The organism is Rhodococcus sp. BP-349 (assembly GCF_019835845.1).
In the GTDB taxonomy this organism is placed as follows: Bacteria; Actinomycetota; Actinomycetes; order Mycobacteriales; family Mycobacteriaceae; genus Rhodococcoides.
The window spans coordinates 423,474-445,495 of the sequence record NZ_JABUDR010000002.1; the positions used below are offsets into that span (position 1 = coordinate 423,474).

General features: G+C 66.8%; 21 protein-coding genes. 14 read left to right on the top strand and 7 right to left on the bottom strand.

Annotation, left to right across the window (positions count from 1 at the left end; translation table 11 throughout):
- Window position 1: 1 nt before the first annotated feature.
- The 10 genes from gmd to HQ325_RS12440 are packed head-to-tail and all read left to right on the top strand — an operon-like array spanning window position 2 to window position 9,781.
- Window positions 2-1,021: a GDP-mannose 4,6-dehydratase gene (gmd, locus tag HQ325_RS12395; protein ID WP_222629936.1), complete on the top strand. Its 1,020-nt coding sequence runs from the start codon at window positions 2-4 to the stop codon at window positions 1,019-1,021.
- Entirely contained in the window at window positions 985-1,989 is a 1,005-nt protein-coding gene (locus HQ325_RS12400) for a GDP-L-fucose synthase (protein ID WP_222629938.1), read from the top strand. Before gmd ends, HQ325_RS12400 begins: the two co-directional genes overlap by 37 nt.
- Entirely contained in the window at window positions 1,986-3,221 is a 1,236-nt protein-coding gene (locus HQ325_RS22815; RefSeq protein WP_222629940.1) for a hypothetical protein, read from the top strand. The genes HQ325_RS12400 and HQ325_RS22815 overlap by 4 nt, the downstream gene beginning before the upstream one ends.
- Window positions 3,218-4,117: a glycosyltransferase gene (locus HQ325_RS12410; RefSeq protein ID WP_222629942.1), complete on the top strand. Its 900-nt coding sequence runs from the start codon at window positions 3,218-3,220 to the stop codon at window positions 4,115-4,117. The genes HQ325_RS22815 and HQ325_RS12410 overlap by 4 nt, the downstream gene beginning before the upstream one ends.
- Complete coding sequence (locus HQ325_RS12415; protein ID WP_222629944.1) at window positions 4,114-4,929, top strand: glycosyltransferase; 816 nt, start codon at window positions 4,114-4,116, stop codon at window positions 4,927-4,929. Before HQ325_RS12410 ends, HQ325_RS12415 begins: the two co-directional genes overlap by 4 nt.
- Entirely contained in the window at window positions 4,926-6,230 is a 1,305-nt protein-coding gene (locus HQ325_RS12420; RefSeq protein WP_222629946.1) for a lipopolysaccharide biosynthesis protein, read from the top strand. The genes HQ325_RS12415 and HQ325_RS12420 overlap by 4 nt, the downstream gene beginning before the upstream one ends.
- Window positions 6,227-7,486, top strand: coding sequence for a glycosyltransferase family 4 protein (locus tag HQ325_RS12425; protein WP_222629947.1), 1,260 nt, complete (start codon window positions 6,227-6,229; stop codon window positions 7,484-7,486). The genes HQ325_RS12420 and HQ325_RS12425 overlap by 4 nt, the downstream gene beginning before the upstream one ends.
- A complete protein-coding gene (locus HQ325_RS12430; RefSeq protein ID WP_222629949.1) occupies window positions 7,477-8,082 on the top strand; it encodes a serine acetyltransferase in 606 nt (201 codons plus the stop codon). Before HQ325_RS12425 ends, HQ325_RS12430 begins: the two co-directional genes overlap by 10 nt.
- A complete protein-coding gene (locus tag HQ325_RS22820) occupies window positions 8,079-8,606 on the top strand; it encodes a DapH/DapD/GlmU-related protein (protein WP_308014484.1) in 528 nt (175 codons plus the stop codon). Before HQ325_RS12430 ends, HQ325_RS22820 begins: the two co-directional genes overlap by 4 nt.
- Window positions 8,603-9,781, top strand: coding sequence for a glycosyltransferase (locus HQ325_RS12440; RefSeq protein ID WP_222629952.1), 1,179 nt, complete (start codon window positions 8,603-8,605; stop codon window positions 9,779-9,781). Before HQ325_RS22820 ends, HQ325_RS12440 begins: the two co-directional genes overlap by 4 nt.
- Here the strand turns inward: HQ325_RS12440 and HQ325_RS12445 are convergent.
- From HQ325_RS12445 to HQ325_RS12460, 4 genes are all read right to left on the bottom strand, one after another.
- Complete coding sequence (locus HQ325_RS12445) at window positions 9,753-11,588, bottom strand: acyl-CoA dehydrogenase (protein WP_222629954.1); 1,836 nt, start codon at window positions 11,586-11,588, stop codon at window positions 9,753-9,755. The genes HQ325_RS12440 and HQ325_RS12445 overlap by 29 nt on opposite strands.
- A 125-nt stretch (window positions 11,589-11,713) precedes the next feature.
- The gene (locus HQ325_RS12450; RefSeq protein ID WP_222629957.1) at window positions 11,714-12,316 is read right to left on the bottom strand and encodes a class I SAM-dependent methyltransferase; all 603 of its coding nucleotides are present in this window, start codon (window positions 12,314-12,316) and stop codon (window positions 11,714-11,716) included.
- Window positions 12,317-13,405 carry a CaiB/BaiF CoA-transferase family protein gene (locus HQ325_RS12455; protein ID WP_222629959.1) on the bottom strand — a complete coding sequence of 363 codons (1,089 nt, stop codon included), beginning with the start codon at window positions 13,403-13,405 and terminating at the stop codon, window positions 12,317-12,319. It abuts the gene before it with no gap.
- Between the two features lie 84 nt (window positions 13,406-13,489).
- On the bottom strand, window positions 13,490-14,062 hold the full coding sequence (locus HQ325_RS12460) for a DinB family protein (RefSeq protein WP_222629960.1): 573 nt from the start codon (window positions 14,060-14,062) through the stop codon (window positions 13,490-13,492).
- Between HQ325_RS12460 and purT the strand changes: the two genes are divergently transcribed.
- Window positions 14,061-15,290 (top strand): formate-dependent phosphoribosylglycinamide formyltransferase, encoded by a 1,230-nt coding sequence (gene purT, locus HQ325_RS12465; RefSeq protein WP_222629962.1) that lies wholly within the window; start codon window positions 14,061-14,063, stop codon window positions 15,288-15,290. The two genes, HQ325_RS12460 and purT, sit on opposite strands and share 2 nt — an antisense overlap.
- The gene (locus tag HQ325_RS12470; protein WP_222629964.1) at window positions 15,287-15,769 is read left to right on the top strand and encodes a DUF456 domain-containing protein; all 483 of its coding nucleotides are present in this window, start codon (window positions 15,287-15,289) and stop codon (window positions 15,767-15,769) included. Before purT ends, HQ325_RS12470 begins: the two co-directional genes overlap by 4 nt.
- 167 nt (window positions 15,770-15,936) lie before the next feature.
- Here HQ325_RS12470 and HQ325_RS12475 read toward each other — a convergent pair whose 3' ends face one another.
- Together HQ325_RS12475 and HQ325_RS12480 are read right to left on the bottom strand one after the other, a co-directional pair.
- Complete coding sequence (locus HQ325_RS12475) at window positions 15,937-17,145, bottom strand: acyltransferase (RefSeq protein ID WP_222629965.1); 1,209 nt, start codon at window positions 17,143-17,145, stop codon at window positions 15,937-15,939.
- Window positions 17,146-17,547: 402 nt separating this feature from the next.
- On the bottom strand, window positions 17,548-18,282 hold the full coding sequence (locus HQ325_RS12480; protein ID WP_222629967.1) for an amidohydrolase family protein: 735 nt from the start codon (window positions 18,280-18,282) through the stop codon (window positions 17,548-17,550).
- A gap of 77 nt (window positions 18,283-18,359) precedes the next feature.
- On the opposite strand from HQ325_RS12480, the gene HQ325_RS12485 reads away from it, so the two are divergent.
- Window positions 18,360-19,229 carry an SMP-30/gluconolactonase/LRE family protein gene (locus HQ325_RS12485; RefSeq protein WP_222629970.1) on the top strand — a complete coding sequence of 290 codons (870 nt, stop codon included), beginning with the start codon at window positions 18,360-18,362 and terminating at the stop codon, window positions 19,227-19,229.
- Window positions 19,230-19,285: 56 nt separating this feature from the next.
- Here the strand turns inward: HQ325_RS12485 and HQ325_RS12490 are convergent, their stop codons facing one another.
- The gene (locus HQ325_RS12490; RefSeq protein WP_222629973.1) at window positions 19,286-20,665 is read right to left on the bottom strand and encodes an FAD-dependent oxidoreductase; all 1,380 of its coding nucleotides are present in this window, start codon (window positions 20,663-20,665) and stop codon (window positions 19,286-19,288) included.
- 267 nt (window positions 20,666-20,932) lie between these two features.
- Between HQ325_RS12490 and HQ325_RS12495 the strand changes: the two genes are divergently transcribed.
- Window positions 20,933-22,012: an alkene reductase gene (locus HQ325_RS12495; protein ID WP_308014482.1), complete on the top strand. Its 1,080-nt coding sequence runs from the start codon at window positions 20,933-20,935 to the stop codon at window positions 22,010-22,012.
- The last annotated feature ends 10 nt before the right edge of the window (window positions 22,013-22,022 follow it).

A 22,022-nucleotide genomic window follows, 5' to 3' on the forward strand; every position in this document is an offset into this window, starting at 1 on the left:
CATGAAACGAGCGTTGATCACCGGTATCACCGGCCAGGACGGGTCCTACCTGGCCGAGTTGCTCCTGGGCAAGGGTTACGAGGTGCACGGTCTCATGCGACGCACCTCGAGCTTCACCACGTCTCGTATCGATCACCTGTACGAGGATCCACACACGGATCGTCCACGGCTCTTCCTTCATCACGGTGACATGACGGACAGTGCCAGACTGATGTCTCTGGTCCACGCCGTTCAGCCGGACGAGGTGTACAACCTCGCGGCGCAGTCACATGTGCGCGTCAGTTTCGACGAGCCGGAGAACACCGGAAACGTCACTGGTCTCGGTGCGGTGCGGCTGTTGGAGACGATCAGGCGATCGGGTCTGGACTGCCGGTTCTACCAGGCGTCGAGTTCGGAGATGTTCGGATCCGTGCCGGCGCCTCAGAACGAGACCACCGCCTACCACCCACGAAGTCCGTACGGTTCCGCCAAGCTCTACGCGCACAGTTCGACGCAGAACTATCGCGAGTCGTTCGGGATGTTCGCGGTCAACGGGATCCTCTTCAATCACGAATCGCCCAGACGTGGTGAGACATTCGTGACGAGAAAGATCACGAGAGCCGTCGCGCGTATCGCGGCGGGGCTCGAGTCGCGCCTGTACCTCGGCAACCTTGCTGCCGTCCGTGACTGGGGCTACGCACCCGAGTACGTCGAGGGAATCTGGCGCATGCTGCAGACCGACGCGCCGGAAGACTACGTGCTCGCCACCGGAAACGGGACCACGGTGGAACAGTTCGCCGATGCGGCTTTCGCGCGGGTGGGTCTCGACTGGCGCGAGTACGTGAAGTTCGACGAGCGCTACACCCGGCCGGCCGAGGTGGACACGCTCATCGGGGACGCCGCCAAGGCCCGGGCGGACCTCGGGTGGAAGACCACTGTGGGTGCTGTCGAACTCGCCGGCATCATGGTCGACGCAGACATCACGGCTCTCTCGGCGGGCGCGGGATGGATCGATCGCCCGATCTCGCCGGGGTGGCCGTGAGAGGCGTCGTCCACCCGGTGCGGCCCCTGGACCGCGACGAGCCGATCATGGTCGCCGGCCACACGGGCATGGTCGGGTCCGCGATTCAGCGATTGTTGGTGCGGGAAGGGTTCACCGACGTGCTCGGCGTGTCGTCCGAGACCGTGGACCTCAGGCGCCGGGACGACGTGTTCGAGTGGTTCCGCCGAGTGCGACCACGAACCGTCGTCATGGCAGCGGCGCGAGTGGGCGGGATTCTGGCCAACGACACCAGCCCGGTCGAATTCCTGTCGGACAACCTGCAGATCCAGGTCAACACGATGGACGCAGCGTTGCACCACGGCGTGGAGCGCGTGTTGTTCCTCGGATCCTCGTGCGTCTATCCCCGAGAAGCCCCGCAGCCCATCACCGAGGATGCGCTGCTGACAGGGCTTCTGGAGCCGACGAACGATGCCTACGCGATCGCCAAGATCGCCGGCATGATCTCGGTTCGTTCGGTTCGTCGGCAGTACGGTCTGCCCTGGATCAGCGCGATGCCGACCAATCTGTACGGTCCGGGAGACAATTTCGCAGCGGAGTCGTCGCACGTGCTCGCGGCGTTCATCAGGAGGTTCACCGACGCCGTCTCGAAAGGTGAGACCGCCGTGACCAATTGGGGGACGGGAACGCCTCGGCGCGAATTCCTCCACGTCGACGATCTCGCATCCGCGTGTCTGTTCCTGCTCGATCGGTACGACGGTGACAGCCATGTCAATGTGGGTGTCGGGGTGGACATGTCCATCGCGGCGCTGGCGCAGAAGGTGGCGACGGTCGCCGGATACACAGGTTCGATCCACTGGGACGAGACGAAACCGGACGGCATGATGCGGAAGGTGCTCGATGTGAGCGTCCTTCGGAGCATGGGCTGGTCGCCCGGGATCTCGCTCGACAGCGGCCTGTCCAGCACTGTCGACTGGTATCGACGCGTCGGACCGGCGCACCACCGGTGACCACGGCATTCGAGGCGAACGAGTCGCAGCCGCCGACACGGCGGCCCGTCGATCGCCAGCGCCGGGTGCTGTTGATGGGAGCCGGCGGGGCCTCGTGCATCCCGGTACTCGACTACACGGTCACCGGGCTCACGCTCCTGTGTGTCCTGGTTCTCCCCGGTGTTCTGGTGCATCGGATGTCGACGGGCTTCAGGGCCCCGGTGCTCACTGCCGCAATGGGATGTGCCGCGTATGCGGTGTCGGCGGAGGTCAACGATGTCCACGGATACGAACCGAATCGCCTCGTGTACGCCTCCATCGTCGTCTATCTGATGGCGTTCGGTCTCTGCTGCCGCGACGTCGGAGACGTCTGCGTGATTCTGGTCGGCATCTCGATGGGAACGGTGGTGTTCGCGCTGGTGGTCGGCACCCCGCTGTCCGACACGGGATCGTTCGCGGATCTGTGGAAGTACGGCATCGCGAACGCGGTGACGGTCGTGCTCGTGTTCGTCCTCGTGACGGCCGGGACGAGCGCACGACTCGTCGGCCTCTGTCTCGTGGTCCTCGCCGTCGTCAGTCTGGCGTTGAACTACCGCTCCCACGCGCTCGTGTGCGTGATCGTGGCCGTGGTCGTCGCGCTGGGTGCGAATGTCGATCCTCGCCGCAGTGTCGCGGCAGCGGCGGCCGCCGTCGTGGGGTTCGGCGTCCTGCTTCCTGTGGTGTCCGGCGCCGGCATCTTCGGTGACGCGCTGGCCGGCAAGGTCAGCGCCCAGGAGGGCGAGGGGGTTCCTCTCATTCTGGCGGGTCGAACCGAGTCGCCGCTGTCCCTCACGGCCATCGGTGAACGACCCTTCCTCGGGTGGGGAAGTGCCACAGCCGTTCCGGAGAGGGTGTTCGCGGAGGCGCGGCTGCTCGCAGTCGATCTGGGGTTCTCTCCGCGCTTCCCGTTCCAGTACACCTGGCGTGGCCCGGAGAACTCGGCCTCCTTCCACTCCGTGCTCCTCGGATCGTGGGCCGAGGGCGGTGTCGTCGCTGCGCTGTTCCCTCTGTGGTTGCTCGCGATGTGTGTCCTCGTCGTGACATGGAGTCGTCGGGTCGGACGCTGGGCACCTCTCGTGTGCGTCGTCGCGGTCCAAGCGGCGTGGGACCTGCTGTTCTCGCCGTGGACCTACAACCTCCCGGCAGTGCTCGCCGCAGTCGCCGTTCTGTGCGTGGTCACGCGTGGGACTCGACGAGGGACGGTTCCGTCGTGATCGACGTCAGCGTGGTCATTCCCACGATCGGTCGCGGCAGCCTGCGCGATGCGGTCCGGTCGGCTCTCGATCAGTCGCATCCGGTACTCGAGGTGATCGTGTCGACCGACACCGCGAGCAGCCTGGATCTGCCGCGGGACGACCGTGTGCGGGTGGTGGGGGATCGCCCGGGGTCCGGTGCGCAACGCGCGCGCCAGGTCGGTGTCAGAAGCGCTCGTGGCGACGTCGTCGCCCTGCTGGACGACGACGACCTGTGGAATCCGTACAAGATCGAGGGCCAGTTGCTCGCGGTGTCCGATGTCACGGGTCCGTGGGTCGCGTCGTGTCGCTGCGTCGTGCGGTCGGCCGACGGTTCGGAGCGACTGCTGCCGCCACGGGTGGCGAGGGCACATCAGGACGTGGCGGAGTTTCTGTACACGTACCGCTTCGGGCGGGGTGGTCGCGGTAACGGACTGTTGCAGAGCTCCACTCTCATGTTCCCGCGCGGTCTCGCGTCGATCGTTCCCCTCGATGCGGATCCCTCGTCGGTGCACCACGAGGCGAGCTGGCTTCTCCTTCTCCGGGAGGCAGTGCCCGACCTCGCGGTGGTGCAGGCACCCGACCCGTGGGTGATCTACTCGGTGGCGCCCGGGTCCCTGTCGCGGCACGCAGTCGATGATTCGGAGGCCCATCTCCGGTGGGCCGAAGAGTATCTGGGGTCCACCTCGGCCCGCGTCCGTGGAGATTACGGACTCACCTCGCCTGTGTCGGCCGCGTTCGGTGCGAGATCGTGGAGGGGGCTCGTCGACTCGGTCCGGCACACCCTCCTGACAGGCGGACGGCCCGGGATGCCCGCGATGCTCTACTGCTCCGCGAAAGCCATGGTGCTTCTTCTGCGCGGTCGGACGACGCGATGAGTGCGCCGGCCGAGCGGGACGTCCCCCTCGTCTCTGTCATCACGATCAGCCGTCACGACCTCGATGGTCTGCGCGCCACCCTTCCGAGTGTCTCGGCGCAGACGTATCCCCGTATCGAGCACATCGTTCTCGATGCGGGCTCGGGGCCTGACGTGGAGTCCTACCTGGAATCGAGAGAGGGACTGCACTACTGGCATTCTCGGATCGATCGTGGGCGGTACGACGCGATGAACCAAGGCGCGGCGCTCGCGAACGGCGATGTTCTGTGGTGGCTGCACTCCGGTGACGCGTTCACGTCCCCGTCGGCGGTCGGCGACATGATCGGTCTGCTCACCGATCGCGGACGTCGTTCGGCTCGTGAGCGGTGGGGATTCGGCCGGGTGGATCGGCGTGACTCGGCCGGAAGGTCGTTGGGAGTGTGGGGGCACATCCCCTTCGAGCACGCGAAGTTCTCGTGGGGTATCAGGCCGATACCCCACCAGGCGACCGCTGTCGGGGCGGACCTGTTCGCGCGATCGGGTCCCTACGACGACGACTTCGGACTCGCGGCAGACCATCTGCTCATGGCCCGCCTCGCATGTGCACAGCGTCCCGACACGACGTCCGGCGTGCTCGTCGACTTCGACGTCACGGGCGCAGGATCCGTGCGATCGGTCGCGGAACACCACGCCGACATCCGCAGGGCGTGGGACGAACTCGGCACGTATCCCCTCGGGTCGAGGGCATGGTCACGGGTGGCGTCGCACGCGCTGTCACTGTCGGTGTCGGCGCGGGTGCAGGCCAAGCGAATCCTGATCGGAGGTGTCCGATGAGGTCGCCACTCGAGCGCGCCGAGCGCGTGTCCATCGCTCGCGGCACGGTCGCACGGGTGGCGGGGACGCCGATCATCGCGCTGTCAGGACTGCTCGCGACGGCGGTCACGGTGCGCGCCACCGGAGAGTCGGCGTACGGGCTCGTGGCGCTGGTGGCGACGACAGGTCTCTTCTTTCCCTTCGCCGACCTCGGGATCGGATCCGTGGTCACCACCGCGGTGGCACAAGGTGGAGCGCACGCCGCGGACGTGGTGAGACGGGGTTTCGCGGTACTGGGCGTCGTCGCGGGAGGCATCGTCCTGATCGCGGGAACGATGTCCGTGTTCGACGTCTGGACGCCCGTGCTGGGCGGGACAGTCGGTCCCGGTGGCAGGTGGATCCTCGGCGCGGCGGTGTGCCTGTTCGGGCTCTCCGTTCCGTTGTCCCTCGGCACACGCATCGTGCTCGGTCTCGACCGCAACGACGTGGTCGTCGCCATGGGTGTCGTCAGTTCTCTCATCGCCACGTCCGTTGCAGCCGCTCTCTATGCGGGGGGCGTCCGAGGTGTCTGGTTCGTGCTTCCGCCGCTCACCGGTCTGTTGTGCGGAAACGCCCTCGCGAGCGCGGTGGGGCTGCGATGGAGCGGCATCGGTGTCCGGGATCTGGTGCGACCGAACCCGACGACCCACGGCAGGCTTCTGACCGGGTCGGCGTGGTTGCTCGTGACCGGACTGGCCGTCCCCTTCGGTCTGCAGGTGCAGCGACTCATTCTGTCGCACAGAGCATCCCCGCAGCAGTTGTCCGCCTACTCGCTGTACGCGCAGCTGTACGCGATCACCTGGGCGGTGTTCTCGACGGCCGCACTCGCGTTGTGGCCCATGTTCGTGAGGCGCAGAACGGACATCCGAGGAACACTCGTGCTGTGGCGATGGGCGACCCTCTGGTTCACGGCTGCCTCGGCGGGTGCTGCGGTGATCCTGTGGTTGCTGGGTCCCGTCGCGGCGTCCGTGTTGTCGGGCGGGATCATCGATGCGGAGCCGCGACTCGCCGGGGCGTTCGCGATCCTGCTGGTGGCACAATGCATGCACGTGACCTCCGGGATGCTCTTGACCACTCCGGCGGAGGCTAGATGGCAGTCCGCATGCATCCTCGCGATGGGAACCGTGACGATCGTCGGAGGGGTGGCCGTGGCACCGAGCCTGGGTGCGGTGGGGGTCGTCCTGGCCACGGTGGTCGGAGTGGTGGTCGCCCAGGTCGTGCCGGATCTCGCTCATGTTCCGCGGCTCATCGCGTCCCGGCGGCCGGCAGGGGCTCCGGCGTGAGCGGGCGCGGGTTGTCCGTCCGTGTCGTGGGAATCAACTACGCACCGGAGCACACCGGCATCGCCCCGTACACGACGGAGGCCGCCACCGCTCTCCATCGTCGCGGTCACGACGTCTCGGTCGTGACGGGGTTTCCCCACTATCCCTCCTGGCGTGTGGATCCCCGATACGGCGGGCGAGAACTGCGCGAGGTGATGCACGGTGTCGCCGTGCATCGTCTTCGCCATCACGTCCCGGCTCGGTCGTCCGTCGGCGGCCGGCTACGTATGGAGGCAGGCTTCGGATCGGCGGCGATACGCGCTCTCGAACGGCCGGTCGACGTCACCATCGCAGTGTCGCCGGCGTTGGTGTCCACGGCCATGGTGCTGGCAGCCCAACGCCTCCGTGCCCGTCGCACTCCCGTCGGCGTCTGGGTACAGGACCTCTACGGTGCCGGCGCCCGAGAGACCGGTCTCGCCGGGAGCACGGCGACGGCGATGACAGCGTCGCTGGAACGTCGCGTGTTGCGGTCGGCAGATGCGATCGCAGTGGTGCACGACCGGTTTCGGACCGAGATGGTCGACGCCTACGCCATCGACCCATCGCGTGTGACCTCCATTCCGAACTGGACGCACATCACCCCCTCGTCGTCGGAGACGCGCGACGACGTGCGCGCTCGGTGGGGTTGGCGCCCGGACGACCTGGTCCTGCTTCACGCGGGCAACATGGGCGTCAAGCAGCATCTGGACAATCTCGTGTCGGCAGCGCGTGAGATCGACTCACGGGGAATGCGCATACGTATCGTGTTGGTCGGAGACGGAAACCAGCGTCGGCGACTCCAACACGATGCCCTCGATGTGCGGTCCCTCGACATCGTCGATCCGGTGAGCGAGCAGGACTTCCCGCAGATGCTCGGAGCTGCAGACATTCTGGTCGTCAACGAGAAGCCCGGAGTTCGCAGTATGTCGGTGCCGAGCAAGTTGACCTCGTACTTCGCCAGTGGTCGTCCCGTCCTCGCTGCAGTCGACCCCGAGGGGGTGACCGCCCGCGAGATGGCGGCATCCGGTGCAGGGAGGTGCATCCCCAGCGGGGATCCGCAGGCGGTGATCGACGCGGCGCTCCGGCTGGCCGCCGACGATGTCGCGGCGGCCCGAATGGGCGAGCGAGGACTGTCGTACTCCCGCACGCACCTCGACAGGGAATCGGGGCTGACTGCGTTCGAGGACTGGGTGAGAGCTACCGCCGAACGCGGAGTGAGGAGAGCGTCATGGCGCTGACGCGGGCGAAGGCGGCGCTGCTACCGATCGTCGCGGTGGGCGTACTTCCGATGCGCGCGGCCGTGCGGATGAGCGGATCGGGTGCATTGATCGCGGCCGATGTCGCTCGGTGGGTCGACTGCATCGACCGAGACATTGTGCGCGAGCTGTCGGAATCTCGGCAGTTCGACTACCTGGTGTCCGCTCTTCCCGAGTTCCGGTGCCTGCTGCGGCACAGGACGGAATCCGCGCCGCGCTGGGTGAGGGTGGTCGTCTCGATTCTCTACCGACACGACAGGTCGATGGTTCTCGATTCACCGGAGATCGGCCCCGGCTTCTTCATCCAGCACGGGAACGGCATGAAGGTGTCCGCCGAGCGCATCGGGTCGAACTGTTTCATCAACCAGTGGGCCACAGTGGGATACACCGACCACGGTCGTCCCACCATCGGAGACGACGTGCGTATCGGTCCGGGTGCCGTGGTCGTGGGACCGGTGACTCTCCACGACGGTTGTCGCATCGGCCCCAACGTCGTCATCGTCGAGGATGTCCCCGCGGGGACGATCATGACCGCTGCCGAACCGGTCGCGCGGATCCGACGGACGCACAGGACGTGACAGCCGGGGAGCGCCGTGCCCTCGCGGGATTCACCGGTGCGGGATACGCCAAGGGGCGCGGCCGGATCGTGCAGGGCGCCTGGATGGTGGCCTCCGGAGTGGTGATGCGCTGGTGGTGTCCGATGCCGGTCCGGTTGGGAATTCTGCGCTCGTTCGGTGCCCGGATCGGTACGGGCGTCGTCATCCGACACCGAGTACGCGTGCACTGGCCGTGGAAGTTGACGGTCGGCGCCGACTCCTGGATAGGCGAGGGCGCGTGGATCCTGAACCTCGAACCGGTGACCATCGGTCATGATACGTGCGTGTCGCAGGACGTGCTGTTGTGCACGGGAAGTCACGACCGCACGTCACCTACCTTCGAATTCGACAACGCGCCGATCGTCATCGGCGATCACGTGTGGATCGCGGTGCGTGCAACCGTTCTGCGAGGCGTGACCGTCCATGACGGAGCCGTCGTGGGCGCGTGCACACTGGTCACCCGGGACGTGCCGACAGACACGACGGTGCACGCGGGGAGATCGTGAAGATACTGCAGGTCGTCACCCTGGTGTCGCTCGACGGCGCGTTCGGCGGACCGGCCACGGTCGCGTCGGCGCAGTCGACCGCGTTGCGGCTGCACGGGCACACGGTCTCCGTCGTGGCAGGGGCGTACGACTCCGTCGACGATCTCCATCGCGCCCTCGGTCCCGTCACCGTGTTCCCTGTTCGACGTCGGCGCGCGGGGACGCCGTCGTCGCTGGTGTCCTGGCGGCTGGCCTGGTGGGTGTGGCGTCACCGACGCCGGTTCGACGTCGTCCACGTTCACCTCGGCCGTGACGGCGTGTCCCTTCCCGCAGCACTGGTGGTCATGCTCAGCGGATCGGTCATGGTCGTGCAGCCGCACGGCATGATCGCCCCCGACGACCGGTGGGCCGTGAGAGTCGTCGATGTCCTCGCTGCTCGCCCCGTTCTGCGGCACGCCGGCGCCGTTCTGCATCTGACCTCGCGTGAGCGAGCGGACCTCGTGACGGTGGCGGGCCGAAGTCTCCCGTTCGTGCGAGTGCGTAACGCGGTGCAGGGCAGACCAGTTCGTCCCGTTCCGCAGAGTCGCCCGGTCGTCCTCTTCGTGGCGCGGTTGCATCCTCGCAAAGGAGTACGCACGTTCGTGGAGGCGGCGAAGCAGCTCGTTCGCGACGGTGTCGAGGCAGAGTTTCTCATCGTCGGACCGGATGCAGGAGAGGGTGACTGGGTTCGGAACGCGGTCGCGGCCGCGCCCTCCATCCGGTGGAGCGGTCCCGTGTCCCCCGTCGACGTCGAATCGCTGATGCGCACCGCCTCGGTGTTCGTGCTGCCCTCGGTCGACGAACCGTTCCCGATGGTGGTCCTCGAAGCGATGTCGGTCGGCGTTCCGGTGGTGATCACCACCGAGTGTGGATTGGCGTCGACTGTCCGGGAGCACGTGTGCGGACACGTGGTGGAGCCGACCGCGGAGGGCGTCGCCGACGGCATCCGACGGTTGCTCGACGATCCGCGCGACGCAGACCGCCGGGGCCGCAACGGACACGACGCCGTCCTCGCGCACTTCTCGACGTCGTCACTCGCCGAGCATCTGCTCCGTGTCTATTCCACCGTCCGGGACGCACGACGGCCCGGCTGGAGAACCAGCCGGGCCGCAGTGGGAATTCAGCGGATCAGAACGCTGCTTCGTCGAGCTCCATGACGTCGTTGTCCAGATCGGACAGGATCTGGCGGGTGGAGGTCAGGCGAGGCAGCACGTTCTTGGCGAAGAACGAGGCCGCGGCGATCTTGCCCTCGTAGAACGCCTTGTCCTTCTCGCTGGCGCCGTTGTCGAGTGCAGCGATGGCGATCTCGGACTGACGCAGCAGCAGCCACCCGATCATCAGGTCGCCGACGCTCATGAGCAGGCGTACGGACCCGAGGCCGACCTTGTACAGCTCGGTCGGCTGCTCCTGGGCACCCATGAGGTGCTGTGTGAGCGTGCCGACCATGCCCTGGACGTCCTCGAGCGCGGTGTTCAGCAGGGCGCGCTCGCTCTTGAGGCGTCCGTTGCCCGCCTCGCTGTCGATCCACGACTTGATCTGGCCGGCCACGTGGGCCAGAGCGACGCCGCGGTCACGGGCGATCTTGCGGAAGAAGAAGTCCTGCGCCTGGATGGCCGTGGTGCCCTCGTAGAGCGAGTCGATCTTGGCATCGCGGATGTACTGCTCGATGGGGTAGTCCTGCAGGAAGCCGGATCCGCCGAGCGTCTGGAGGCTCTGGGCGAGCTGCTCGTACGCGACCTCGGAACCCACACCCTTGACGATGGGGAGCAGCAGGTCGTTGACGCGGAACGCGGTGTCCTTGTCCGCGCCCGAGACGTGCTGCGCTGCAACCTCGTCCTGGTGGGCCGCGGTGTAGAGGTAGACGGCGCGCAGACCCTCGGCGTACGCCTTCTGCGTCATCAGAGAGCGGCGGACGTCCGGGTGGTGCGTGATGGTGACGCGGGGTGCGGCCTTGTCGGTCATCTGCGTGAGGTCTGCACCCTGCACGCGCTGCTTGGCGTAGTCGAGAGCGGTGAGGTAGCCGGTCGACAGCGTCGAGATGGCCTTGGTGCCCACCATCATTCGAGCGTGCTCGATGACGTCGAACATCTGCGCGATACCGTTGTGGACGTCGCCGACGAGCCAACCCTTGGCCGGTACGCCGTGTCCACCGAGGGTCAGCTCGCAGGTGGCGGAGACCTTGAGGCCCATCTTGTGCTCGACATTGGTGACGAACACACCGTTGCGCTCACCCAGTTCGCCGGTCTCGCCGTCGAAGTGGAACTTGGGGACGAAGAAGAGCGAGAGGCCCTTGGTACCGGGCTTGGCACCCTCGGGGCGAGCGAGCACCAAGTGGAAGATGTTCTCGAACAGGTCGTCCGAGTCGGCCGAGGTGATGAAGCGCTTCACGCCCTCGATGTGCCAGCTGCCGTCGGACTGCTCGATCGCCTTGGTGCGGCCGGCGCCCACGTCGGAACCCGCGTCGGGCTCGGTGAGCACCATGGTGGCGCCCCAGTTGCGCTCGGAGGCGAGGACGGCCCACTTCTTCTGCTGCTCGGTGCCGTTGTCGGAGAGGATCTGTGCGAAGCCCGGGCCCGCCGAGTACATGAAAGCTGCGGGGCTGGACCCGAGAATCATCTCGGCGACGGCCCAGAACACCTGGCGGGGTACCGGCATTCCGCCGAGCTCCTCGTCGAGGCCGAGGTGATCCCAGCCGGCTTCCTGCAACGCGCGGTACGACTTCTTGAACGACTCCGGGAGGGTGACGACGTGCGTCTCGGGATCGAAGGTCGGCGGGTTGCGGTCGGAATCGGCGAACGACTCCGCGAGGGGGCCCTCCGCGAGGCGGCGGACCTCGGCGAGCATGTCACGCACGGTGTCGACGTCGAGGTCGCCGAACTGTCCGGACTCGAGTGTCTTGTCCAGGGCGAACAGCTCGAACAGGTTGAACTCGAGATCGCGAAGATTGCTCTTGTAATGACCCATGGTGATGCGTTCTCCGTCTCAGTGGTGCGGTCCGGCCTCGGTACCGCCTGCGTGGCCCGGCGCTACCTACTCGCCAGTAACATACGGCTATGTTACGCCGGATCGGGAACGCTGCCAATAGGGGTCTACTCGCGGGTAACCCGTCCCACCACAAGGGCGTCGATCGCCGTGGAATCACCTACGTGCCGCACCCTGTCCTCGGCGACGAGAATGTGCATTCTGTCGGCGATGTCTGCCACCAGATCGTCTGGGCTGTAGAGGATCTCGGGATCCTGCGGACCGCCGACGCCATTCTCTAGATTGGCAGAATGGTGACCCACGATCACGAGGATTCCCTCATGTTTCAGGCCGTCGATCGCGATGTTCAGGGCTTCGCGGCGCGCATTCGGTGGTAAATGCAGGTAAGCGACGACGGCGAGATCATACGAGCGCTCCGGTGTGAGTGTGGTCACGTCCGCGTGGACCCACCGCACACGCTCGCGGATCGACGCCGTGGCGGTGCCGGCGATGCGCACCGCCTTGGTCAGTGCCACGCTGCTGAAATCGACGGCGTCGACATTCCATCCGCGGGTGGCGAGCCAGAGGGCGTTGCGCCCCTCGCCGCAGGCGACGTCCAGCGCCCGGCCGCGTGGGAGCGAGGTGCAGAACTCGACCACCATGTCGTTGGGCGGTGAACCCCAGATCAGTTCCGCGCGTTCGTACTTGGCGTCCCACGCCGCGGCGTCCACTCAGGCCCAGACGGAGTCGGGGTCGACGGACGAGCGGGCGGGCCCTGCCGGTGTGGACGTGGCGGTGCGGCCGAAGCGCGGCGCCGGGGCGTGTTGGGTCACCGCGTCGATGTCGATGAGGCTTCCGCGTTCGGCCATGTGGCGATGACGCGTGGCCTCGTCGAAGGTCAGTACCGGGGTGACACAGGCATCCGTGCCGTCGAAGACGGCGGCCCACTCGTCGCGAGTGCGGGAGGCGAACACCTCCGTGAAGGTCGACCGCAGGGTCGGCCACTGCTCACGGTCGAGCTGGTGCGGCAACGTCGACGGATCGAGGCCGAGACCGTGCAGCATGGCGGCGTAGAACTGTGGCTCCAGTGCGCCGACCGCGACGTGCTTGCCGTCGGACGTCTCGTACGTGTCGTAGAACGGGGCACCCGTGTCCAGCAGGTTGGTGCCGCGCTCGTCGGACCACATGCCGATGCCGCGCCAGCCCCAGATCATGTGCGACAGCGCGACGGTGCCGTCGACCATGGCCGCGTCGATGACCTGGCCCTTCCCTGAACGGCTGCGCTCGACCAGCGCCGCGAGGATGCCCATGACGAGGAACATCGAACCGCCGCCGAAATCGCCGACCATGTTCATCGGGGGTACCGGCCGCTCGCCCTCCCGTCCGATCGCGTGCAGGACGCCGGTGACCGAGATGTAGTTGATGTCGTGTCCCGCGACCTGTGACCACGGACCCTCCTGGCCCCACCCCGTCATGCGTCCGTAGACCAGACCGGGGTTGCGCTCGGCGACGACGTCCGGTCCGAGGCCCATGCGCTCGGTGACGCCCGGACGAAAGCCCTCGATGAGGACGTCGGCGCGGGAGATCAGATTTAGCACCCGTTCCAGCTCGGCCGGGTCCTTGAGGTTCGCCTCCACGATGCGCCGATTGCGGATCAGGGGATCGCCGGGTGATCCCTCTGCCGGCAGCGACCCGGCGCGCTGGACACGCACGACGTCCGCGCCGAGATCGGCCAGCAGTGTCGCGGTGTGCGGGCCGGGGCCGATGCCCGCGAGTTCCACGACCTTGATTCCGGCGAGGGGTCCACCTGCAGTAGTCATGGCGCGAACCCTATCGACCGCGGAGCGGCGCGGAGAAGGACCGGACTGCGCGGATCTCGCGACCGCACGGAGCGCGGCGGGCGGTCAGAGAAATTCGGAGGCCGCGGAGTCGACGCGGTGGCGGTAGTCGGCCCACCAGTCCTCGTCCCCCTCGGCCAGATTCAGGTTCTCCGGGGCCAGTCCGGCGCTGCCGTCGGCGAGTTCGCGCACGATGTCGGCGTGGCCGGCGTGGCGATGTGTCTCCGCGATGAGGTGCACCAGGATGTACTCGACGGTCACGGGGTTCTTCGCCGTCCACCACGGGACCGTCCCCTCGGCGGCCGGTCCGAGGGTGCGCACCGTCTCGTCGGCGTGTGCGTTCACCCGGCGGTAGAGGTCGACGAGAGAATCGCGGGACTGGTCGGGTGTGGCCCACATGTCGGCATTGAGCTCGAGTGTCGGATCGGACCAGGGGATCTGTTCGGGAAACGGTCGTCCGAACACCGCTCCGAGGTACCCGGCCTCGGTCATGGCCAGGTGTTTCACGATTCCCAGCAGATTGGTGCCGGTCGACGTGAGTGGCCGACGGATGTCGTACTCCGACGCGCCGTCGAGTTTCCACACCACCGCGTCCCTTCCGCGCTGGAGGTAGGTGAGCAGGTCCTCGGTGTCCGCCATGCCCGATAGCATTCCAAGAGTGACGCCCTCCCGCATCGGTACTCCGCTCTCTCCGTCCGCCACCAAGGTGATGCTCCTGGGCTCGGGGGAGCTGGGCAAGGAAGTGATCATCGCTTTCCAGCGCCTGGGCGTCGAGGTCATCGCCGTGGACCGCTACGCGAACGCGCCGGGTCACCAGGTGGCCCACCGCGCCCACACCGTGGACATGAGCGATCCGGACGCCCTGCTCGCCGTCATCGAGTCGGAGGCGCCGCACTTCGTCGTACCGGAGATCGAGGCCATCGCCACGGAGGCACTCTCCATGGTCGAGGACCGCGGGATCACCACCGTCGTTCCCACGGCCAGGGCTACCCAGTTGACGATGAACCGCGAGGGCATCCGCCGACTCGCGGCCGAGGAGCTCGGCCTTCCCACGTCGCCGTATGCCTTCGCCGACAGTGTCGACGAGGTTCGTGCCGCGCTCGAGCACACGGGCTTCCCGGCGGTGATCAAGCCGGTGATGTCGTCGTCGGGCAAAGGGCAGTCGGTCGTGACGGGCGACGACGACGTCCAGCGGGCCTGGGATCATGCTCAGGCCGGGGGGCGAGTCGCCCTGGGTCGGGTCATCGTCGAGGGCTTCGTCGATTTCGACTACGAGATCACCCAGCTCACCGTCCGGGGGGTCGACGAGAACGGTGCCGACGAGACCTCCTTCTGCGGGCCGATCGGCCACCTCCAGAAGTCGGGTGACTACGTGGAGTCGTGGCAACCGCAGCCCATGTCGGAAGCGGCCCTGAATGCCGCCCGCGAGGTCGCTCGCACCGTCACGGCGGCTCTCGGCGGCCGCGGCATCTTCGGCGTCGAGCTCTTCGTCAAGGGCGACGTCGTCTACTTCTCCGAGGTCAGCCCGCGACCGCACGATACGGGCCTGGTCACGCTCGGCACCCAACGGTTGTCCGAGTTCGAGCTCCATGCTCGCGCCATCCTCGGGCTCCCAGTGGACACCACGCTGCTGACGCCCGGCGCGTCCGCCGTGATCTACGGCGGTCTCGACGAGGTGGGCATCGCCTTCGAGGGCGTCGACCAGGCGCTCCGCGTCCCCGAGACCGACATCCGGCTGTTCGGCAAGCCGGAGAGCTTCACGAAGCGACGGATGGGCGTGGCGGTGTCGACGGGCCCGGACGTGGACACCGCTCGGGAGCGCGCGCGCGACGCCGCGAGCCGAGTGCGCCCGGTCTCGGCGCGGTGACCGCCGGCGCCGAGGTCCTCGTCGGGCTCGTCGTTCTGATCGGTCTTGTCGGAATCGTGGTTCCCGTTCTCCCCGGCGTCGTGCTGATCCTTGCCGCCATCGGCGTGTGGGCCTTCGTCGAGGGAACCGCGTCCTCGTGGACGGTGTTCGGCATCGCTGCGGCCCTGATCGTGGTGTCCGGTGTCGTCAAGTATCTGTGGCCCGGTCGGCGGCTGAAGTCCGCCGGAGTGCCCACGCGCTCCATCGTCGCCGGCGGGATCGTCGGCATCATCGGGTTCTTCGTCGTCCCGGTCGTCGGGCTCTTCCTCGGTTTCCCGCTCGGGGTCTACGCGGCGGAGCTGCCACGGGCACGCACGTCGGGCTCCGCGTGGCAGTCGACAGTGCACGCCACCAAGGCGGTGGGCCTGTCGATCCTCGTCGAGCTGTTCGGCGCGCTCATGGCTGCGGGTGTGTGGGTGGGAGCTGTGCTGCTGTTGTGACCGCTGGCATCGGAAGGTGCTCTTGGTTGCGAAATTCGTACCATCCGTTTGTTGACGCGCGTCTGCTGCCGTGCGGGCAGGAATGCAGCCGAGAAGGCTTTCTTTGCCCGTTGCTCCCCCGGGAATACTGAACTGGCTGATACTCGAGTACTACGTGAACTGCGTCGCTAGACCCTTTCGCTTGTCCCGGTGGCAGTTCCATCCTTGGGAATGCCGAAAAGACTGGACTTCCGGGGGGTATGAATATCGGAAATGAGCGGAGGCGGACTCTGCCTCGAGTCGAAGCGATCACGATAGTGACGGCCCACAAGTTCGACCGTGTACCAGCTCACCAAGGCAGCGGCGATTGTCATTGGGATTGTCACCCACTTCCACCCGGCCAAATCCCCTCCTAGTGCTGCTGTCAGCCACACGTTGACGGGGAGGTTCCAGAGGTATACGCCATAGGATATCTCCCCAAGCCACAGAAGTGGTGCGAGTGCAGACGATGGCAAAATCTCCCATTGTGCGACGACAAAGATGACAGCAAGCGAAGCGGCTGCGATCAGCGTCGGCCACAGGATGTACGTCGCGGCCGCGGTCTTCGCGTCGGGAACGAACGAGAGAACGAGAAGAACGATCGCTCCGATGGCCGCGACGGTCGACAAGCGGCGACCCAGGTGCGCAGAGATTCGATTTCGAAGGGTGTACCCGATACCGCCGAAGGCAAGCGCCGAACCCCAGGTGGTAGGCAATGCATAGATCGAACTCGCATTGTTCACGATGAGCAGGCTGGACCAGCACAACACGGTCAACCATGCGGTGACAAGCAGGCAGATGACGACGGGACGCAACCAACGCCTTGTGAACAAGATGAGGAACGGCCAGACGAGGTAAAATTGCTCCTCGGTGGCCAGGGACCAGATGTGTCCGAGGGTTGGGCTGATGCCCAATGGTAAATTTGCGGTGTACGTTGCACCGATCAGCACCGTCTTGCCGATCGTTTCATTCGAATCGCCGCCGGGACCGAATGTTATTTCCACGACCGCATAAACGACAAAAAGTGCTGCGATTGCGGGAAATAGTCGAAGCGCGCGATTTCGGAAGAATCGAGCTTTCCTCAACGTGCCAGTGCGCTCGATTTCACGGACGATGAGTCCGGTAATCAAGTAGCCGGACAAGGTGAAGAATATTGCCACACCAACTATGCCGGCCCCGTCAAAAGTATCCGGCCACGCGTGTCGCAGCATCACCAGCGCGACTGCGACCCCCCGCAGCATGTCCAGACCCTGGATCCTGCGAGCATCCTTGGTAAACCCACCCCAAACCCCCATCCGGGCATCATGCCGCAAATCAATGATTTCAGCACGGCGAGTCGAGTGTTCGAAGAATTTCAACCTGCCGACGTGACGTCATGACCGGCCTGAAGGAATATTTGCCCACGATCTGTTTCCCGGCCTTCGCAACGCAGCCCACGCCGAGCACTGGCTCACCGAGTCGGGCCGTGAGTACAACCGGCGATCGGCAGTACCCGAGCCTTTCGCGCCCGTCGGTGCGATTTCCACCGGGTCGTTGGCTGCCGGAGGGGCGCAGTGTGTCGCCGCTGTGCTGCTGCCGTTCAGTCGCGTCTGGTACCTCCGAATCGACCGAGGATACGAGCCCACGGACGTCAGGTCGCCCGGTAGCGATCCGCGTACGACGGCATCTGGGCGTGGACTGCTGTGCGCTCGTCGGCCGAATGCTGTTCGTGCAGTCGAGGTGCTCTGGGCCGTCGATCGCCACGCACACCGGCACAGTGGTCAACGCTGCCGGTACCAGGCCCTCGCGTTGCGGAACAGCACTTTCTGCAGATCACCGCCCACTGCCTCGGTCACCAGGTCGATGTCCTCGGGGACGAAGCGCCGTGGGGAGCGGGTGCCGGGCAGGTCGGTCCCGAACATCAGTGCCTCGGGGTTGACGGCATGGATTCTCCTCATCGCCTCCACCGGGTCGTGGCCGATGCGGCCGAAACCCGCCGCCTTGACGCGTGCTCCTCGGTCGACGAGATCGAGGAGGTACGGCATGGCGTCCTCGGCCATGCCGAGGTAGTCGATGCTGATGGCGGGCAGTTTGGACAGGACCGGTTCCAGGGACAGCAACAATCCGGCGTCCGCGTAGAACTCGGCGTGCCACCCGGCGATCTCGTGCGCGCGAACAGCCTGCTCGGTGAGGGTCGACACGTCGGTGTCGCCGCGCCGCAGGTTGAATCTGAGCGCTCGGACGCCGGCGTCGTCGAGCGCCTCGATGTCGTCGTCCTCGGCATCCCACGGCAGGTGCGTGACGCCCACCCATCCTTCACCGAGTTCGGTCAGCGCCGCGAGCAGAAAGCTCTGGTCGCTGCCCTGGAACGACCCCGCGACGACGGCACCGCCGACGACGCCCAGCCCGTCGGTCTCCGCGCGGTAGTCGTCGGCAGTGAACACGGGAGGCTCGTATCCGCCGTTGGACACGAGGGGGAACCGCGGATCGATGATGTGGACATGGCTGTCGAACACGTCTGTCAGGATGCCTCATGATGTGATGAGTCGTACGTCACATTCGATCATCCGTCTCGTCGTGCGAGGAGCTACACATGAAGGCAGAGCCGACCGTAGTCCTGGAGGGCTACACCTACTTCGAGTGCCCACGGTGGCGAGAGGGCCGTATCTGGGTCTCCGACTTCTACACCCACCAGGTGCTCTCGGCGAACGAGGACGGCAGCGACGTCCGGGTGGAGGCCGAGGTGCCGCATCAGCCGTCCGGGCTCGGGTGGCTTCCCGACGGTCGGCTACTGGTCGTCTCGATGCGAGATCAGACCGTTCTGCGGCGCGAGGAGAACGGCGACCTCGTGGTGCACGCGGACCTGTCCGCGCACGCGACCGGCAACGCCAACGACATGCACGTCGACGTGGACGGGCGCGCCTACGTCGGCAACTTCGGGTTCGACCTCATGAACATGGCGCCGATCGAGACGGCGTCCCTGCTGCGTGTCGAGCCGGACGGCACTGTGCACGAGGACGCGACCGATCTGCACTTCCCGAACGGTATGGCCGTCACCGCGGGCGGCGATCTGCTCGTCGACGAGACGCTCGGCAACCGGATCAGTGCCTTCGCGATCGGCGACGACGGCGTCCTGGGACCGCGTCGCGACTGGGCAGTGCTGGGGCCGATGCCCGAGTCGACGGACATGGCCGAGGGCATCGGCCAGGTGGTGGTGGCGCCCGACGGCTGCGCTCTCGCCCAGGACGGCACCCTGTGGGCGGCCGACGCGTTGGGACAGCGCATCGTGCAGATTCGCGAGGGCCAGGGTGTGGTCGACGAGCTGACCTTCGACACCGGGGTGTTCGCGTGCGGGTTCGGCGGCGACGACGGCCGCACCCTGTTCGTCTGCGCTGCACCCGATTTCAACGAGCACGCCCGCAAGGACGAGCGCGAGGGACGACTGTTGTCCGTCCGCGTCTGACACGCACGAAGCCCCGAGGGAATCCTCGGGGCTTCGGGTGCGTCAGACGCTGCGGATCAGGCCTTGTCGGGCTCGCTGGCGCGCAGCATGTCCTCGCGCTCGACGACCTTGACGCGCTCGCGGCCCTGCGGCTCGCCGAGGCTGCGCTCGTGCGCGTCGAGGCGGTACCAGCCGTCCCACGTGGTGAACGGGACCTTCTTGTCCTCGAGGAACGCGACGACGGCGTCCTCGGACGGGTCGGTGGCACCCGCGAACGACGGGGCGTCGGCGAGGAGGTTCGCGACGGTCTCGTTGGCGTCACCCTTGGTGTGGCCGATGAGGCCGACGGGTCCGCGCTTGATCCAGCCGGTGACGTAGGTGGCGTCGACCGGGGTGCCGTCGTTGTTCTTCACGCGGCCGGCCTCGTTGGGGATGGTGCCCGCGAGGTCGTCGAATGGAAGGTCGGCGATGTTCTGCGACAGGTAACCCACCGCGCGGTAGACGGCCTGGACGTCCCAGTCGGTGTAGTTGCCGGTGCCCTTGACGTTGCCGGTGCCGTCGAGCTCGGTGCGCTCGGTGCGCAGCCCGACGACCGTGCCGTCCTTGCCGAGGACCTCGTGCGGCGACTCGAAGAAGTGCAGGAACAGCTTGTGCGGCCGGTCGCCCGCATCGCGGATCGCCCAGTCCTGCAGCGTGTTCGCGACCATGTCGACCTGCTTGGACTCGCGGCGGGCCTTCTCGGAGCCCTCGTCGTAGTCGATGTCCTCGGGAGCGACGATGACCTCGATGTTGGGGGAGTGGTCCAGCTCGCGGAGCTCGAGCGGCGTGAACTTCGCCTGGGCAGGGCCGCGGCGACCGAACACGTGCACCTCGACGGCCTTGTTGGCCTTCAGGCCCTCGTAGACGTTCGCGGGGATCTCGGTGGGCAGCAGCTCGTCGCCCGTCTTGGCCAGGACGCGGGCCACGTCGAGCGCGACGTTGCCGACGCCGAGGACGGCGACCTTCTCGGCGTCGAGGGGCCAGGTGCGCGGCACGTCGGGGTGACCGTCGTACCAGGAGACGAAGTCGGCGGCGCCGTAGCTGCCGTCGAGGTCGATGCCGGGGATGTTCAGCGCGCGGTCGGCGTTGGCGCCGGTGGAGAAGATGACGGCGTCGTAGAAGCGGCGCATCGTCTCGAGGTCGATGTCGGTGCCGTAGTCGATGTTGCCGAGCAGGCGCACCTGCGGCTTGTCGAGCACCTTGTGCAGCGCGGTGATGATGCCCTTGATGCGCGGGTGGTCCGGTGCGACGCCGTAGCGGATCAGACCGAACGGAGCGGGCATGCGCTCGAAGAGGTCGATGCTCACGCCGGGGCCGGAGACGTTGTGGTCCGACTTCATCAACGCGTCGGCGGCGTAGATGCCGGCCGGGCCTGCGCCCACGATGGCCACTCGGAGCGGGCGGGTCTGGTCAGTCATCAGAGTGGATCTACCTAACATCGTCGTCGGCCGGCCGTCCATCGAGCTCGGAGCGGGCGTCGTGGCCGCAGGGAGGCGGACACCCCAGCATAAGTGACGAGGCCGCGCCTCCGGTGCGCCAGGTGGCCGTGACGTGTGCACAGAGAACTGGGTGAACATCGGGATTCCACCGAGTGATGCGGCCCACAGTCGGGCATGGATCGCGGACCGCTCGGGCTTGCGTCAGAGGACAGCTCGACAATCAGCATCTTCGAAAGGCCGATCGACGTGACCGAACTCAGCCCCGAATCACCCCTGCTCCAGCCGCTGGAACTCGGCGACATCCATACCCGCAACCGTGTCTTCATGGCGCCGCTCACGCGCAGCCGCAGTGGTGACGACGGTGTGCCCGGTGACCTCGTTGTCGAGTACTACCGCCAGCGCGCGGGTGCCGGTCTCATCGTGTCCGAGGGAACGCAGCCCTCCGCCGTCGGCAAGGGCTACACCAACACTCCCGGTCTGCACACGGACGAGCAGCAGGCCGGCTGGGCGAAGATCGCGGACGCCGTGCACGGTCAGGGCGGCAAGATCGTCGTCCAGCTGATGCACGCGGGTCGGGTGTCCCACCCCGACAACTCGGGCCTCGAGGCCATCGCACCGTCCGCCATCGCGCCCGGTATCGAGATGTTCACCAAGGGTGGGTCGAAGGAGATCCCCGCGCCGCGCGAGATCGGCGCGGACGAGATCGCTCGCGTGGTCGACGTGTTCGTCGACGCCTCGACCCGTGCGATCGAGGCCGGTCTCGACGGTGTCGAGCTGCACGCTGCGAACGGCTACCTGCTCCATCAGTTCCTCGCGGACGGCGCGAACCACCGCACCGACTCCTACGGCGGCAGCCCCGAGAACCGTGCGCGGCTCGTCGTGGAGGTCGTGCGCGCTGTCTCCGCCGCTATCGGCGCAGGCCGCGTCGGCATCCGCATCTCGCCCGGAGGCACCGCGAGCGGCATCACGGAGGACGACACGACGGGTGCCTACGAGGCGCTGCTGTCGCAGATCGACGGCCTCGGCCTGTCGTACCTGCACGTGCTGATCGACGCCGAGGATCCGTTCCTCGGCAAGCTGCGCTCGGCCTGGAGCGGCCCGTTCGTGCTCAACACCGGCTTCGCTGCGGTGACCACTCGCGACGATGCCGAGAAGCTGGTCTCCGACGAGATCACCGACGCCGTCACCGTGGGCCGGCCGTTCATCGCCAACCCCGACCTGGTGACCCGGTGGACCCACGACACCGAGCTCAACACCCCCGACGAGAGCACCTTCTACGGTGGCGGCGCCGAGGGCTACACCGATTACCCGTCGCTCGAGGGCTGACCTGTACCGA